Annotated in this window: 11 protein-coding genes; 7 read left to right on the top strand and 4 right to left on the bottom strand. The window is 73.3% G+C overall.

All coding sequences use genetic code 11. From position 1 onward, the window contains the following. The first annotated feature begins 65 nt into the window (after positions 1–65). The 4 genes from AC5Y6X_RS22070 to nudC are packed head-to-tail and all read left to right on the top strand — an operon-like array spanning position 66 to position 8,531. Positions 66–3,191 (top strand): ATP-dependent helicase, encoded by a 3,126-nt coding sequence (locus AC5Y6X_RS22070; protein WP_499989177.1) that lies wholly within the window; start codon positions 66–68, stop codon positions 3,189–3,191. Further along, a complete protein-coding gene (locus AC5Y6X_RS22065) occupies positions 3,188–6,493 on the top strand; it encodes an ATP-dependent helicase (RefSeq protein ID WP_499989175.1) in 3,306 nt (1,101 codons plus the stop codon). The genes AC5Y6X_RS22070 and AC5Y6X_RS22065 overlap by 4 nt, the downstream gene beginning before the upstream one ends. A 47-nt stretch (positions 6,494–6,540) precedes the next feature. Next, positions 6,541–7,602 (top strand): potassium channel family protein, encoded by a 1,062-nt coding sequence (locus tag AC5Y6X_RS22060; RefSeq protein WP_499989173.1) that lies wholly within the window; start codon positions 6,541–6,543, stop codon positions 7,600–7,602. Continuing rightward, a complete protein-coding gene (nudC, locus tag AC5Y6X_RS22055) occupies positions 7,602–8,531 on the top strand; it encodes an NAD(+) diphosphatase (RefSeq protein ID WP_499989171.1) in 930 nt (309 codons plus the stop codon). Before AC5Y6X_RS22060 ends, nudC begins: the two co-directional genes overlap by 1 nt. 11 nt (positions 8,532–8,542) lie before the next feature. Here the strand turns inward: nudC and mrx1 are convergent, their stop codons facing one another. Continuing rightward, entirely contained in the window at positions 8,543–8,797 is a 255-nt protein-coding gene (gene mrx1 / locus AC5Y6X_RS22050; RefSeq protein ID WP_499989170.1) for a mycoredoxin Mrx1, read from the bottom strand. 101 nt (positions 8,798–8,898) lie between these two features. On the opposite strand from mrx1, the gene AC5Y6X_RS22045 reads away from it, so the two are divergent. The 3 genes from AC5Y6X_RS22045 to AC5Y6X_RS22035 all read left to right on the top strand — a co-directional run bounded on the left by AC5Y6X_RS22045 (position 8,899) and on the right by AC5Y6X_RS22035 (position 11,648). After that, complete coding sequence (locus AC5Y6X_RS22045) at positions 8,899–11,001, top strand: ATP-dependent DNA helicase UvrD2 (RefSeq protein ID WP_499989168.1); 2,103 nt, start codon at positions 8,899–8,901, stop codon at positions 10,999–11,001. Between the two features lie 93 nt (positions 11,002–11,094). Next, entirely contained in the window at positions 11,095–11,244 is a 150-nt protein-coding gene (locus tag AC5Y6X_RS22040) for a hypothetical protein (protein WP_324678364.1), read from the top strand. A gap of 128 nt (positions 11,245–11,372) precedes the next feature. Beyond that, on the top strand, positions 11,373–11,648 hold the full coding sequence (locus AC5Y6X_RS22035; RefSeq protein WP_499989166.1) for a WhiB family transcriptional regulator: 276 nt from the start codon (positions 11,373–11,375) through the stop codon (positions 11,646–11,648). Positions 11,649–11,721: 73 nt separating this feature from the next. Here AC5Y6X_RS22035 and AC5Y6X_RS22030 read toward each other — a convergent pair whose 3' ends face one another. The 3 genes from AC5Y6X_RS22030 to AC5Y6X_RS22020 are packed head-to-tail and all read right to left on the bottom strand — an operon-like array spanning position 11,722 to position 15,403. After that, on the bottom strand, positions 11,722–13,065 hold the full coding sequence (locus AC5Y6X_RS22030) for a macrolide-binding ATPase MABP-1 (protein WP_499989165.1): 1,344 nt from the start codon (positions 13,063–13,065) through the stop codon (positions 11,722–11,724). 56 nt (positions 13,066–13,121) lie between these two features. Next, positions 13,122–13,982 (bottom strand): cyclodehydratase, encoded by an 861-nt coding sequence (locus AC5Y6X_RS22025; protein ID WP_499989164.1) that lies wholly within the window; start codon positions 13,980–13,982, stop codon positions 13,122–13,124. 38 nt (positions 13,983–14,020) lie between these two features. After that, complete coding sequence (locus AC5Y6X_RS22020; RefSeq protein ID WP_499989163.1) at positions 14,021–15,403, bottom strand: zinc-dependent metalloprotease; 1,383 nt, start codon at positions 15,401–15,403, stop codon at positions 14,021–14,023. Positions 15,404–15,480 lie beyond the last annotated feature (77 nt).

Here is a 15,480-nt window from a genome sequence, read left to right as displayed (position 1 = left end):
CGTCGATCGGTCACGCGTCGATGATGCCAGGCCGACTTGTCGGACCCTCGTGGTGTCATGCCGCTATGTCATTCACCTGGGACGCCGAAGCGGGTGCCGTGCTGGCGCCGGGGGCGCGCGGCCTGATCAGGGTCCTGGGCGGGCCCGGCACCGGCAAGAGCAGCCTGCTGGTCGACGCCGCGGTCGCCCGGATCGGCGCCGGTGTCGATCCGGAATCGGTTCTGCTGCTTACCGGTTCCGGCCGGCTGGGGGTGCGGCAGCGCAGCGCGTTGACGACGGCGTTGCTGCGGCCGCGCGCCGCCGGCGCCCGGCGGGCCGCGGTGCGTGAGCCGCTGGTCCGCACCGTTCACGGCTACGCCTACGCGGTGCTGCGGCGGGCCGCGGTGCGCGCCGGTGATGCGCCGCCGCGCCTGGTCACCAGCGCCGAACAGGACGCCATCGTTCGCGAACTGCTCGCCGGCGACCTCGAGGACGGGCCGGCCGCCTGGCCGGAGCACCTGCGGCCGGCGCTGCGCACCGCCGGCTTTGCCACCGAATTGCGAAACCTGTTGGCGCGCTGCGCCGAACGCGGCGTGGACGCGCAGGAACTGCAGCGGCTGGGCCGCCGGTGCCGGCGACCGGAGTGGACCGCCGCCGGCCGGTTCGCCCGGCAGTACGAGCAAGTGATGCTGCTGCGGGCGGCGGTCGGGACCGCGGCGCCGGAGGCGACGACGCCGGCGCTGGGGGCGGCCGAGCTGGTGGGGGCGGCGCTGGAGGCCTTCGCGGTCGACCCCGAGCTGCTGGCCGCCGAACGCGCCCGGCTGCGGGTGCTGTTGGTCGACGACGCCCAGCAGCTCGACCCGCAGGCGGCCCGCCTGGTCCGGGTGCTGGCGGCGGGAACCGAGCTGACGCTGGTCGCCGGCGACCCCAACCAGGCCGTGTACGGCTTCCGCGGCGGCGACCCGGCCGGGCTGCTCGGCGGTGACACGCCGTCGGTGACGCTGACGGTGTCGCATCGGTGTGCCCCCGCGGTGGCGCGCGCCGTCACCGGCATCGCGCGAAGGCTGCCCGGCGGCAGCGCCGGCAGGCGGATCGACGGCACCGGCGCCGAGGACGGGGCGGTCGCGGTGCGCCTGGCCGCCTCGGCGCACGCCGAAGCCGCGATCATCGCCGACGCGCTGCGGCGCGCGCACCTCGTCGACGGGGTGCCGTGGTCGCAGATGGCCGTCATCGTCCGCTCGGTGCCGCGGGTGGGCGCCCGGTTGCAGCGCGCCCTGGCCGCCGCCGGGGTGCCGGTGGCGGTGCCCGCGGTCGGCGGGCCGCTGTCCGGGGAGCCGGCGGCGCGGGCGTTGCTGACGGTCTTGGAAGCGACCGCCGACGGGCTCGACGGCCACCGGGCGCTGGCGCTGCTGACCGGGCCCATCGGTCGCGTCGACCCGGTCTCGCTGCGGCAGCTGCGCCGGACGCTGCAGCGCGCCGCATCCGGCGGCGCGGCAAGGGATTTCGGCGACCTGGTGGCCGACGTCCTGCGCGCCGGCCCGCAGCTGTCCGGCCCGCAGTACCGCCCGCTGCGACGGGTGCGCGCCGTGCTGGACGCGGCCGCCCGCTGCCACCGCGACGGGCAAGACCCGCGTTTCACCCTGTGGGCGGCGTGGCACCGGTCCGGCCTGCAGCGCCGCTGGGTGGCCGCCGCCGAGCGCGGCGCCCCCGCCGGCGCCCAGGCCACCAGGAACCTCGAGGCGGTGACGGCGTTGTTCGACGTCACCGATCACTACGTGTCGCGCACCTCGGGCGCGTCGCTGCCCGGGCTCCTCGAGCACGTCGCGGCTCTGCAGTTGCCCGGCACCAACCCCGAGGTGTCGCCGGCCGACCGGGTCAGCGTGCTCAGCGCGCACGCTGCGCTGGGGCACGAATGGGACCAGGTGGTCATCGCCGGCCTGCAGGACGGGTTGTGGCCCAACACGATTCCGCGCGGCGGGGTGCTGGGCACCCAGCGGCTGCTCGACGCGCTGGACGGCATCGCCGGGGACGCATCGATGACCGCGCCGCTGCTGGCCGAGGAGCGCCGGCTGCTGGTGGCCGCGATGGGCCGGGCCCGGCGCCGGCTGCTGGTGACCGCCGTCGACAGCGACACCGGCGGGGCGGGCGACGACGCCGCGCTGCCGTCGTCCTTCTTCTACGAGATCGCCCAGTTGGCCGGCGACACCGATCCCGCTGCCGCGCAGCCGGTTTCGGCACCAAGGGTGCTGTCGGCGGCCGCCCTGGTGGGCCGGTTGCGCGGCGTCGTGTGCGCCCCCGACGGCGCCGTCGATGAGGCCGACCGTCGTTGTGCGGCAACGCAATTGGCCCGGCTCGCCAGGGCCGGCGTGCCGGGCGCCGACCCGAAAGACTGGCGCGGCCTGCTCGGCGTCAGCACCGGCGAGCCGCTCCGCGGCCCCGGCGAACCGGTCACGTTGACGCCGTCGACGCTGCAGACCCTCACCGAGTGCCCGCTGCGCTGGCTGGCCGAACGCCACGGTGGAACCGACGCCCGCGACCTGCGGTCCACCCTCGGCTCGGTGCTGCACGCGCTGATCGCCGAGCCGGGCAAGAGCGAATCGCAACTGCTGGCCGAGCTGGACCGGGCCTGGCAGCATCTGCCCTTCGGCGCCCGCTGGCATTCGGCCAACGAGCTGGCCCGGCACCGCGGCATGATCCGGGCGTTCGTCGAATGGCGGGCGCGGACCCGCGGGGAACTTAGCGAGGTCGGGGTCGAGGTCGACGTCGACGGGGTCCTTCGGGCGCCGTGCGGCGAGGCCCTGGGTGGCGAGGTCCGGCTGCGCGGCCGGGTCGACCGGCTGGAACGCGACGGCGCCGGACGGCTGGTGATCGTCGACGTCAAGACCGGCAAGACACCGGTCAGCAAGGACGACGCCCAGCAACACGCCCAGCTGGCGGCGTACCAGCTGGCGGTGGCCGACGGCATCATCGAAGCCGGCCCGGCCGAACCCGGCGGGGCGCGGCTGGTCTACATCGGCAAGGCGGGGGCCGCGGGCGCCACCGAGCGCGAGCAGGACCCGCTGACCCCGGCGGCCCGCGACCAATGGCGCGCGCTGGTCGCGGCGGCGGCCGACGCGACCGCCGGACCGCGATTCATCGCCCGCCGCAATGACGGCTGCGCGCACTGCCCGATACGGCCGTGCTGCCCGGCCCACGACGGGTCGGCGTCGTGAACGCGCGCTATGGCCCCGACGAATTGGCTTGCGCGCTGGGGCTTTTCCCGCCCACCGCCGAGCAGGCCGCCGTGATCGCCGCGCCACCTGGCCCGCTGGTCGTCATCGCGGGGGCGGGCGCCGGGAAAACCGAGACGATGGCCGCGCGCGTGGTGTGGCTCGTCGCCAACGGCTACGCCGAGCCCGGCCAGGTGCTGGGGCTGACCTTCACCCGCAAGGCCGCCGGCCAGCTGCTGCGGCGGGTCCGGTCCCGGCTGGCCCGGTTGGCCGGCATCGGCCTGGGCGCCGGAGCGTCGGCCGCCGAACCGGCGGGGAGCCCGGCGGTCGGCACCTACCACGCCTTCGCCGGCTCCCTGCTGCGCGAGCACGGCCTGCTGTTGCCCGTCGAACCCGACACCCGGCTGCTCGGCGAGACCGAGCTGTGGCAGCTGGCCTTCGACGTGGTCAACGGGTACCGCGGCGAGCTGCGCACCGACAAGACCCCGGCGGCGGTCACATCGATGGTGCTGCGGCTGTGGGGTCAGCTGGCCGAGCACCTGGTGGACACCGGCCAGCTGCGCGACACCCACGTGGAGCTGGAGCGGCTGGTCCACGCCCTGCCGGCGGGCCCCTACCAGCGCGACCGCGGCCCCAGCCAGTGGCTGCTGCGGCTGCTGGCCACCCAGACCGAGCGCGCCGAGCTGGTCCCGTTGCTCGACGAACTGCACGAGCGGATGCGCGCGGGGAAGCTCATGGACTTCGGCCTGCAGATGGCCTCGGCGGCCCGGCTGGCGGCGGGTTTCCCGCAGGTCGGCCGGGACCTGCGCAGCCGGTACCGGGTCGTGCTGCTCGACGAGTACCAGGACACCGGGCACGCCCAGCGGGTCGCGTTGTCGTCGCTGTTCGGGGGCGGCGTCGACGACGGGTTGGCGCTGACGGCGGTCGGCGATCCGATCCAGTCGATCTACGGCTGGCGCGGCGCCTCGGCGACCAACCTGCCGCGATTCGCCACCGACTTCCCCCGCGCCGACGGCACCCCGGCGCCGGTCCTGGAGCTGCGCACCAGCTGGCGCAACCCGCCGCGCGCCCTGCGGCTGGCCAACGCCGTGTCCGCGGAGGCGCGGCGGCGATCGGTTGCGGTGCACGCGTTGCGCCCGCGCCCGGACGCCCCGCCCGGCACGGTCCGGTGCGCGTTGCTGCCCGACGCGCGCGCCGAGCGCGAGTGGATCGCCGACCATGTCCACGCGCAGTACCGGCGCGCCCGCGCCGAGGACGCCGCCCCGCCCACCGCCGCGGTGCTGGTGCGCCGCAACGCCGACGCTGCGCCCATGGCCGACGCCCTGCGCGCCCGCGGAATCCCGGTCGAGGTCGTCGGGCTGGCCGGGCTGCTCTCGGTTCCCGAGGTCGCCGACGTCGTGGCGATGCTGCGGCTGGTCGCCGACCCGACCGCCGGGGCGGCGGCGATGCGGGTGCTCACCGGGCCGCGCTGGCGTCTCGGCGGGCGGGACGTCGCCGCGCTGTGGCGGCGCGCGCTGGCCCTCGCGGGCGGACCGCGCCCCGGCGAGGCGCCCTCGGCCGAGTCGATCGCCAGGGACGCCGGCCCCGACACCGACACCGCGTGCCTGGCCGACGCGATCGCCGACCCCGGGCCGGCCGGCGCGTATTCGGTTGCGGGACATCAGCGCATCACCGCGCTGGCCGCCGAGGTGGGCGCCCTGCGCGCCCACCTCGGCCACCCGCTGCCCGACCTGGTGGCCGAGGTCCGGCGCGTGCTGGGCGTCGACTGCGAAGCCCGCGCCGCCGCGGGGGTTTCGGCCGGCTGGTCCGGCGCCGAACACCTCGACGCGTTCGCCGACGTGGTCGCGCGCTACGCCGAACGCGCCGGCGCCACGCCGAGCGCGACCGACGCGACGGCGGCCGCCTCGGTCGCCGGGCTGCTGGCCTACCTGGACGCGGCCGAGGAGGTCGAGAACGGCCTGCCGCCCGCCGCGCCGGCCGTCGCCCGGGACCGGGTCCAGGTGCTCACGGTGCATTCCGCGAAGGGCCTGGAGTGGCAGCTGGTGGCGGTCGCCCACCTGTCGGGCGGGACATTTCCGTCGACCGCGTCGCGCAGCAGCTGGCTCACCGACGCCGCCGAGCTGCCGCCGCTGCTGCGCGGCGACCGCGCCGCCGCGGGCGCGCCGGGCATCCCGGTGCTGGACACGTCGGACGTCACCAACCGAAAGCAGCTGTCGGACAAGATCTTCGAGCACCGCCGACGGCTCGAGCAGCGGCGCGTCGACGAGGAGCGCCGGCTGCTGTACGTGGGCGTCACCCGCGCCGCCGACACCCTGCTGGTGTCCGGCCACCACTGGGGCCCCACCGGGATCAAGCCGCGCGGCCCGTCGGAGTTCCTCTGCGAGATCAAGGACATCATCGAACGTTCCGCCGCGGCCGGCGAGCCGTGCGGGGTGGTGGAGCAGTGGGCGCCGGCGCCGCCCGACGGCGAGCGAAACCCGCTGCGCGACAACGTCATCGAGGCGATCTGGCCGGCCGACCCGCTGGGCCCGCGCCGTGGCGACGTCGAACGCGGCGCCGCGCTGGTTGCCGAGGCCATGTCGGCCGGCACGGTCGCGGCCGGCGCCGACGCCGAGGGCTGGGCCGCCGACGTCGATGCGTTGCTGGCCGAGCGCGCCCGCGCCGCCGGCCCACCGGCCCGCGCCCTGCCCGGCCAGCTGTCGGTCAGCGGCCTGGTGGACCTGGCGCGTGACCCGGATGGCGCCGCGCAGCGGCTGGCGCATCGGCTGCCCGCCCGCCCCGACCCACACGCGTTGCTGGGCAACGCCTTTCACGCCTGGGTGCAGCAGTTCTACGGCGCCGAGTGGCTGTTCGACCTCGCCGACCTGCCCGGGGCCGCCGACTCCGACGTCGGCGACACCCGGGAGCTGGCCGCGTTGCAGGAGGCATTCACCCGCTCGCCGTGGGCGGCCCGCACACCGATCGCGGTCGAGGTGCCGTTCGAAATGCCCATCGGCGACACCGTGATACGCGGCCGCATCGACGCGGTGTTCGCCGACCCGGACGGCGGTGTCACGGTGGTGGACTGGAAGACCGGCCGGCCGCCGCGCGGGCCGGAAGCCATGCGGCAGGCCGCCGTCCAGCTCGCCGTCTACCGTTCGGCGTGGGCCGCCCTGACGGACTGCCCGGAGTCCTCGGTGCGCACCGCCTTCCACTACGTGCGCACCGGCGACACCGTCGTTCCCGACGAACTGCCGGATCCCGCCGGGCTGGCGGGGCTGTCCCCCGCGGGCGGGCGGTCACCGGGCGACCGTGGTTACATTTGAGGCGTGTATGTGGCCTGCGGGTGGGGGTGAGCCGATGACGGACCGCTGTGCGCAAGGGTAGGTCGCAGGGTCTCGACGAGACGCTGACCGCCCAGCCCGGCCACCTGCTGGTCGGCGTGCTGCGCATCCCCGAGGAGCACCACAGCCCGGTCCGCGTCATCACGCGACGGGTGGCCATCGCGCTGGTGGTGTTGTTCGGCGCCGCCGTCATCGTCTACCTGGATCGCGGCGGCTACCGCGACGTGCGCGGCGAGCCCCCGACCTTTCTGGACTGCGTCTACTTCGCGGCGGTGTCGCTGTCGACCACCGGCTACGGCGACATCACCCCCTACACCGAGGCCACGCGCCTGGTCCACACCGTGATCTTCCTGCCGCTGCGGATCGCGTTCCTGGCCGTGCTGGTCGGCACCACGCTCGAGGTGCTCTCCGAGCGATCCCGGCAGGCATGGAAGATTCAGCGTTGGAGGAACAAAGTGCGCAACCACACCGTCGTGATCGGCTACGGCACCAAGGGCAAGACGGCCGTCGCGGCCATGGTCGGCGACGAGGAGGCCAAGGGCGAGGTCGTCGTCGTCGACTCCGACCGGGCCGCGCTCGAGCACGCCGCGACCGCCGGCCTGGTCACCGTGCACGGTGACGCCACCAAGTCCGACGTGCTGCGGTTGGCCGGGGCGCAGCACGCGTCGTCGATCATCGTCGCCACCGGCCGCGACGACACCGCCGTCCTGGTGACGCTGACGGCGCGGGAGATCGCGCCGAAGGCCAAGATCGTGGCTTCCATTCGGGAGGCCGAGAATTCGCACCTGCTGCAGCAGTCGGGCGCGGACTCGGTGGTGGTCTCCTCCGAGACCGCGGGCCGGCTGCTCGGCATCGCCACCACCACGCCCAGCGTCGTGGAGATGATCGAGGACCTGCTGACCCCGCACGCCGGAATGGCCATCTCCGAACGCGAGGTGGAGCAGACCGAGGTCGGCGGGTCCCCGCGGCACCTGCGCGACATCGTGCTCGGCGTGGTGCGCGACGGCCACCTGCTGCGCATCGGCGCGCCCGAGGCGGACGCCATCGAGGCCACCGACCGGTTGCTCTACATCCGAAACACGGGACACTAGTGGACTTCCAGCTGCGCGACGTTCCGGTGCTGTCGCGCGTCGGCGCCGACCGCGCCGACCAGTTGCGCACCGACGTCGACGCGGCCACCGCGGGATGGGCGGAAGCCGCTCTGCTGCGGGTGGATTCGCGCAATCAGGTGCTGGTCGCCGACAACCGGGTGGTGCTCGGCGCCGCGGCCGACCTGGCCGACAAGCCGCCTCCCGAGGCGGTGTTCCTCGGCCGCATCGAGGGCGGCCGGCACGTGTGGGCGATCCGGGGCGCGTTGCAGGCGCCCGACGACCCCGACGTGGAAGCCGAGGTGATGAACCTGCGCAGCCTCGGCCCCATCTTCGACGACACCAGCAGCCAACTGGTGTCGTCGGCCATCGCGCTGCTGAATTGGCATGACAGCGCGCGGTTTAGCGCGGTGGACGGCTCGCCGACCAGGCCGTCGCGCGGGGGCTGGTCGCGGGTCAACCCGGTCACCGGACACGAGGAGTTCCCGCGCATCGACCCGGCGGTGATCTGCCTGGTCCACGACGGCGGGGACCGCGCGGTGCTGGCGCGCCAGGCGGTCTGGCCCGAGCGGATGTTCTCGCTTCTGGCCGGATTCGTCGAGGCGGGTGAGTCTTTCGAAACCTGTGTCGCCCGCGAGGTCCGGGAGGAAATCGGCCTGCACGTCCACGACGTGCGCTACCTGGGCAGCCAGCCGTGGCCGTTCCCGCGCTCGCTGATGGTCGGCTTCCACGCCCTGGGCGATCCCGATGAGGACTTCTCGTTCAACGACGGCGAGATCGCCGAGGCGGCGTGGTTCACCCGCGAGGAGGTGCGCGCCGCGCTGCAGGCCGGCGATTGGGGCAGCGCGTCGACGGACGCGAAACTGCTTCTGCCCGGGTCGATTTCGATCGCACGCGTGATCATCGAATCGTGGGCGGCGGCGAGCGACTGAGCCCGTGTCGGTCAGCCGGCGATATCGGCCAGCTTGGCCTTCACCTCGGCGGCGCTTGGGTTGGTCAGCGTCGACCCGTCGGCGAACCTGACCGTCGGCACCGTGCGGTTGCCGCCGTTGACCGAGCTGACGAACTCCGCGGCCGCGGGATCCTGCTCGATGTCGACCTCGTCGTACGAGATGCCGTCGGAGCGCAGCACCGTCTTGAGCCGGTGGCAGAAGCCACACCAGGACGTCGTGTACACAGTGAGCGGCGCGTCGGACATAGCCCGTCTAACGTAGCGGAGCGACGATGAATTCCGAAGCGACCCAATTCACGCGTGGCGATGCATCGGGTTTGTCGGCCACCCCTGCGAGTATGGACGCCATGCCGATTGTCGCCGACCCGCTGACCGCGGGACTGGACGACGAGCAGCGCGAGGCGGTGCTCGCACCGCGCGGGCCGGTCTGCGTGCTGGCGGGGGCCGGAACGGGCAAGACCCGCACCATCACGCACCGGATCGCCCAACTCGTCGCCGGTGGCCACGTTGCCGCCGGGCAGGTGCTGGCGGTCACCTTCACCCAGCGGGCGGCGGGGGAGATGCGCTCCAGGTTGCGGGCGCTCGACACCGGCGCCGGCGTGGGCGCGGTGCAGGCGCTGACGTTCCATGCGGCCGCGCACCGCCAGCTGCGCTACTTCTGGCCGCGGGTGGTCGGCGACACCGGCTGGCAGCTGCTCGACAGCAAGTTCGCCATCGTGGCGCGGGCGGCCGGCCGCACCAGGCTCAACGTCAGCACCGACGACGTGCGCGACCTGGCCGGTGAGATCGAGTGGGCCAAGGCGTCGCTGATCGGCCCCGAGCAGTACCCGGCGGCCGTGGCCGCCGCCGGCCGCGACATCCCGCTGGACGCGGCGCAGGTCGCCGCCGTCTACGACGCGTACGAGGCCCTCAAGGTCCGCGACGAGGCGGTGACGCTGCTCGACTTCGACGACCTGCTGCTGCACACCGCGGCCGCGATCGAGAACGACGCCGCGGTGGCCGAGGAGTTCCGGGACCGCTACCGCTGCTTCGTGGTCGACGAGTACCAGGACGTCACCCCGCTGCAGCAGCGGGTGCTCGAGGCGTGGCTGGGCGGCCGCGACGACCTGACCGTGGTCGGCGACGCCAACCAGACCATCTACTCGTTCACCGGGGCCTCACCGCGCTTCCTGCTGGACTTCTCGCGGCGGTTTCCCGACGCCACCGTGGTGCGGCTGGAGCGCGACTACCGCTCCACCCCGCAGGTGGTGTCGCTGGCCAACCGGGTCATCGCCGCGGCGCGCGGCCGGGTCGCCGGCAGCAAGCTGCAGCTGTCCGGCCAGCGGGCGCCCGGCCCGGCCCCGACGTTTCACGAGCACCCCGACGAAACGGCCGAGGCCGCCGCGGTGGCGGCGTCGATCACCCGGCTGATCGAGTCCGGCACGGCGCCGTCCGAGATCGCCGTGCTCTACCGGGTCAACGCCCAGTCCGAGGTGTATGAGGAGGCGTTGACCGAGGCCGGCATCGCCTATCAGGTCCGCGGCGGCGAGGGATTTTTCAACCGTCAGGAGATCAAGCAGGCGATGCTGGCGCTGCGGCGCGCCGCGGAGCGCGACCCCGAGCGGGACGGCCCCCTGCCCGACGTGGTGCGGGCGATCCTGGAACCGCTCGGGCTGACGGCGCAGCCGCCGGTGGGCACCCGGGCCCGGGATCGCTGGGAGGCGCTGGCCGCGCTGGCCGAGCTGGTGGACGCCGAGGTCGCGCAGCGCCCGCAGCTGGACCTGCCGGGGCTGCTGGCCGAGCTGCGGACGCGGGCCGACGCGCGGCATCCGCCGGTGGTGCAGGGCGTCACGCTCGCGTCACTGCACGCCGCGAAGGGCCTCGAGTGGGACGCGGTCTTCCTCGTCGGTCTGGCCGACGGCACGCTGCCGATCTCGCACGCGCTGGCGCACGGCCCCGAGAGCGAACCCGTCGAGGAAGAGCGCCGGCTGTTGTATGTCGGAATCACCAGGGCCCGAACGCATTTGGCGCTCAGCTGGGCGCTGTCGCGGAACCCGGGCGGGCGGCAGAGCCGCAAGCCGTCGCGGTTCCTCAACGGCATCGCGCCGCAGGCCCGTCCCGATCCCGGCCCGGCCCGGCCCCGGCGCGGCGGCCGCGCCGCCGCGACCCGCTGCCGCATCTGCAACAACGACCTGACCACCCCGGCCGCCGTCATGCTGCGGCGCTGCGAGACCTGCGCCGCCGACATCGACGAGGAGCTGCTGCTGCAACTCAAGGACTGGCGCCTGGGCGTCGCCAAGGAACAGAACGTGCCCGCGTACGTCGTCTTCACCGACAACACGCTGATCGCGATCGCCGAGCTGCTGCCCGGCGACGACGCCGCCCTGATCTCGATCCCGGGCATCGGCGCGCGCAAGCTCGAGCAGTACGGCCCGGACGTGCTGCGCCTGGTTCGCGGCCGCACCGGCTGAACGCGCAGGTCAGAAAATCGGTTGTGGCCACCGACCGGTACCATCTACCCTCGAAAGCGCATTTCTGCTGTCCGGCGGGAGGAGGTGGCCACGATGATCAACGACACGTTCGGTGTAGGCGTGGCCGGCGCGGTGCTGACCGCGGGTACCTCCCATGCCGCCCACGCCGCTGCGCCGGCGGCCGCGGTCAAGCATCGCGCCGCCGCCGCGACCGACGCGTCCGTGCATAGGGGCTATACCTAACTAGCCCGGTTTTCCCCAACTGGCCACGGACCCGAAGTCACAAGGATCCGTGGCCACAGTTATAGGGTCGACACCCTTCCTGGTCCGGATCAATCCCCGACACAGACCAGGAAGCAGGTGAGAAGGACATGTCGGCACTGACAGTCCCCAGGCAGACGCGGCCGGTGCTGCCGTGCCACGCCGGAGACCCCGACCTGTGGTTCGCCGAGACGCCGGCCGACCTGGAGCGCGCCAAGACGCTGTGCGCGGGCTGCCCGATCCGGCGCCAGTGCCTGACCGCGGCGCTGGAACGGGCCGAACCGTGGGGCGTGTGGGGCGGCGAGATCTTCGAGCGGGGTTCGATCGTCGGCTACAAGCGTCCGCGCGGACGCCCCCGCAAGGACCTGAAAGACACAGCCGCCTAGAGCTAAGCCGCGAAACTGTAACTGCCGACGCATTTCTCGAGAGACCGCGTCGGTAGTTGCAGTCTCGCGGGGCTTAGACGACGGCCGCGTCGGGCTCGGCGAAACCCGGGACCAGTTCCTCCGACAGCGCCTTGATCGGCACATGGGCATCCAGCTGGCACAGGATCGCCGACACCGACATGATCACCCGCGCCGGGATCACCAGCTTGGGCGGCAGGTCCATCTGCCGGGCCGTGCGGATCTGCGACACCGACTTGTCCATCTCGATGGCGGTCATGCGCTGCAGCCACTTACGGGTGTAGTGGAACACCTCGACCTCGATGGGCTCGACGTACTGGCGCAACATGTCATCGATGTCGCGCACCGACACCTGCTGGCCCTTCTGGATGAAGCCGGCCTTCTCCATCGTCGGCAGCAGCAGGTCGTAGTTCTTGTCCCGGGCCAGCCGGATGGACATGCCCAGCTCGATCGGCAAACCGCCGGGCAGGTCCGCGACCGCGCCGAAGTCGATCACACCCATCCGGCCGTCGGGCAACAGCATGAAGTTGCCCGGGTGCGCGTCGCCGTGCAGCATCTCCAGCCGGCGCGGCGCGTCGAAGGTTAGCTCGAGCAGCCGGGTGCCGATCAGGTCGCGCTGCTCGGGGGTTCCGTGCCGGATGATCTCGGCCATCGGCACCCCCTCCATCCACTCCTGGACCACCACCTTGGGGGCGCTGGCCACCACGTGTGGGATCGCGAAGTGCGGGTGGTTCTGGTACGCCTTGGCGAACGCGCGCTGGTTGTCGGCCTCCAGCCGGTAGTCGAGTTCCATCTCGGTGCGCTCGATCAGCTCGTCGACCACGCCCTGGACGTCGGCGCCGGGCGCGAGCTGTTTGACCACCCCGACCATCCGCTGCATGGTCTTGAGGTCGGCCCGCAGCGCCTCGTCGGCGCCCGGGTACTGGATCTTGACGGCCACGTCGCGGCCGTCGGACCACACCGCCCGGTGCACCTGGCCGATGCTGGCCGAGGCCACCGGCGTGTCGTCGAAGGAAGCGAACCGGTCTCGCCACTTGGTGCCCAGCTGCGCGTCCAGCACCCGGTGCACCTTGGCGGCGGGCAGCGGCGGGGCGTCCTTCTGCAGCTTGGTCAACGCCTCGCGGTACGGCTCGCCGTACTCCTCGGGGATCGCGGCCTCCAGCACCGACAGCGCCTGGCCCACCTTCATCGCCCCGCCCTTGAGCTCGCCCAGCACGGTGAACAATTGGTGGGCGGCCTTTTCCATCAGCTCGGCCTGGACCTCGTCTTTCGACTTGCCGGTCAGCCGTTTACCGAACCCGAGCGCCGCCCGGCCGGCGAAGCCGACCGGAATGCTGGCCAGCTTCGCGTTGCGCGCAGCACGGCCTCGTTTGATGTCTGACACACCCCCATCATCCATGACGGTCAACGGCTTGCGGTGTTGATCTGGGTAACAACGGCCGGCCTGTTGTGACGTCAGCACGAGCACAACGGGTGCCTGCTCCACCGGCGTGCGACGATCGTGCCGGCGTGGACATCGAACTCGAGCGTGGCGTTCAGCGCCTGCGGCGGCCCCGAATCCGGTGCCGCCGCCGGCCCGCGCACGGCCGCGATGACCCGGTTCACCTGGCTCAGCGCCAGCGCCGCCGTCGCGAGCAGCGTGGCCCGGTCCGCCACGCCGACGGTCTCGCGCAGCTGCGCGGCGATCGCCGGCCACGCCGCGTCTCGGTCGCGACGATGCAAATCCGCGCAGCCCAGGCAGCTGGTCACGCCGGGGATGACCAGCGGCCCCACCAGGCCGGTGCCGTCGCGCACCCGAACCGCCAGGTGTGGAATGCCCTGACCGTGCAGGTCGCGCACCATCCGCGGGTCGGCGATCAGGTAGTCCGACAACACCACCAGGTCCACGGCGGTCGGCGACACCGTCGCGTGCGGCTGGCTGCTGTGCGCGATCCGGGCCCCCGAGCACCGCAGCGCCTCCACGAGCAGGTCCGACAGCGGCCCGCGACCATGCACGCGAATGGAGGCGGCCCGGCCGCCCGACTGCCGGCGGCCGCGGGTGGCGACGCCCGCGCCGACCAATTGCGCGACCAGGTTGGTCAGGCCGTCGGCGTCCGTCAGCCCGCGGTCGGCGGCCTGCCGCTGCAACTCGGTGATCGGCAGGGGTGATCGCATGGACCGCAGCAGCGCGGCCAGCTCCGCCGCGGCCAGGCCGCGCGGGGGACGGACCAGCACGGCCCGGCGCGGATCCCAGCCCACCTGGACGGCGCCGTCCGGCCGCAGCAGCACCGGCAGCGCCGGGTCCAACGCGTACAGGGAGGGCGTGGCCCGGGGCATGAGTCCAGACTGTGCCACGGCCGGGGCGAACGCCCAGCTCAGTTATCCACAGGGCCGGGGTCTTCGCCGCCGTCCTTCTCGAGCCTGGCGATCGCCTCGTCGATGCCGCTGGTGTCGCCGCCGATGACGCGGTCGATGAACGCGGCCGGGTCGTCGAGGTCGTCCCCGCTGGGCAACAGGTCGGGGTGCTGCCACACGCCGTCGCGGGCGTCCATGCCGGCGGCCTGCGTCAGCCGCTCCCACAAGTCGGCGGCCTCGCGCAGCTTGCGGGGCCGCAGCTCCAGGCCCACCAGCGTCGCGAACGTCTGCTCGGCCGGCCCGCCGCTGGCCCGGCGGCGGCGCAGCGTCTCGGCGAGCGCGGCCGCGCCGGGAATCCGGTCGCCCAGGGCCGCGGTCACCACGACGTGCACCCAGCCCTCGATCAGCGCCAGCAGCGTCTCGAGCCGTTCCAGCGCCTGGGTCTGCGCCGGCGTCGCCTTGGGCTCGAAAACGCCCTGCCCGAGCAGGTTTTCGATGGCCTCCGGGTCCGACAGCGACGCCGGGTTGAAGTCGCGGGCGAGCTCCTCGATCCCGGTCATGTCGATCTTCATGCCCATCGCGTAGGCCTCCACGGCGCCCAGCAGTTGGGCCGACAGCCACGGCACGTGGCTGAACAGCCGGTGGTGCGCGGCCTCGCGGGCGGCCAGATAGGTCAGTATCTCGCTGCGCGGCTGCTCGAGACCGGCGGCGAACGATTCCACCGCCTCGGGCAGTATCGCGGCGACCCCCTTGGGCCCCAGCGGCAGACCGATGTCGGTCGAGGTCAGCACCTCGCGGGACAGCCGGCCGAGGGCCTGGCCCAGCTGCGAGCCGAACGCCATGCCGCCCATCTGCGACATCATCGCCAGCAACGGGCCGGCCATGCTCTTGGCCTCCTCGGGCAGCGAGGACGCCCACACCGTCGAGATCTGTTGGGCCATCGGGTCACAGAGCCGCTTCCAGGTCTCCAGCGTGTTGTCCACCCAGTCGCTGGGTGTCCAGCCCACCGCCCTGGTGGCGCCGGCGGGCAACGCCGTGACGCCGTCCAGCCAGGTGTCGGCCAGGTGCACCGCGTCGGCGATCGCCGAGCTCGTCGTGTCCGGGATGGGCGCGACGAACCCGATCGAGCTGGTGGCCACGCGCCGGGCCAGCTCGTAGTTGACCGGTCCCGCCGCCTGGCCGCCCTGCGTCATGGTGCCGGCGCTGCTGAACATCTGACCCAGTTGGGTGAAGATCTGGCCCAGGTCACCGATGTTGAAATCGCCGCTCATGCCGAAGGCGCCCAGGGGATCGGACGCACCCGAGCCCGACTCGGGGTCGTTCTTCTCGCGCTTGTCCCGGTCCGGGTCGTCCCCGGAGGAGAAGCCGAAAGGCAGGTCAGCCATAACCTCAACGGTACTCACCGGTGGAACAGAAAGCGCGCTCAGTGGTCTCGCTGACAGCTGAAACGAGCCACCGCGGCGCCCCGCTAGGGTAGCGG

The sequence above is a fragment of the Mycobacterium sp. NGS26 genome (assembly GCF_059813025.1).
Note: the sequence above shows the minus strand (reverse complement) of the source record. Positions and strands in the feature narration are given on the sequence as shown.

What these genes read in the sequence shown, in the direction of transcription:
- AC5Y6X_RS22070 (WP_499989177.1), top strand. Translation starts at nt 66, where the DNA reads ATGTCATTCACCTGGGACGCCGAAGCGGGTGCCGTGCTGGCGCCGGGG.
- mrx1 (WP_499989170.1), bottom strand. Translation starts at nt 8,797, where the DNA reads ATGTCCGACGCGCCGCTCACTGTGTACACGACGTCCTGGTGTGGCTTC.
- AC5Y6X_RS22045 (WP_499989168.1), top strand. Translation starts at nt 8,899, where the DNA reads ATGCCGATTGTCGCCGACCCGCTGACCGCGGGACTGGACGACGAGCAG.
- AC5Y6X_RS22040 (WP_324678364.1), top strand. Translation starts at nt 11,095, where the DNA reads ATGATCAACGACACGTTCGGTGTAGGCGTGGCCGGCGCGGTGCTGACC.
- AC5Y6X_RS22035 (WP_499989166.1), top strand. Translation starts at nt 11,373, where the DNA reads ATGTCGGCACTGACAGTCCCCAGGCAGACGCGGCCGGTGCTGCCGTGC.
- AC5Y6X_RS22030 (WP_499989165.1), bottom strand. Translation starts at nt 13,065, where the DNA reads ATGGATGATGGGGGTGTGTCAGACATCAAACGAGGCCGTGCTGCGCGC.
- AC5Y6X_RS22025 (WP_499989164.1), bottom strand. Translation starts at nt 13,982, where the DNA reads ATGCCCCGGGCCACGCCCTCCCTGTACGCGTTGGACCCGGCGCTGCCG.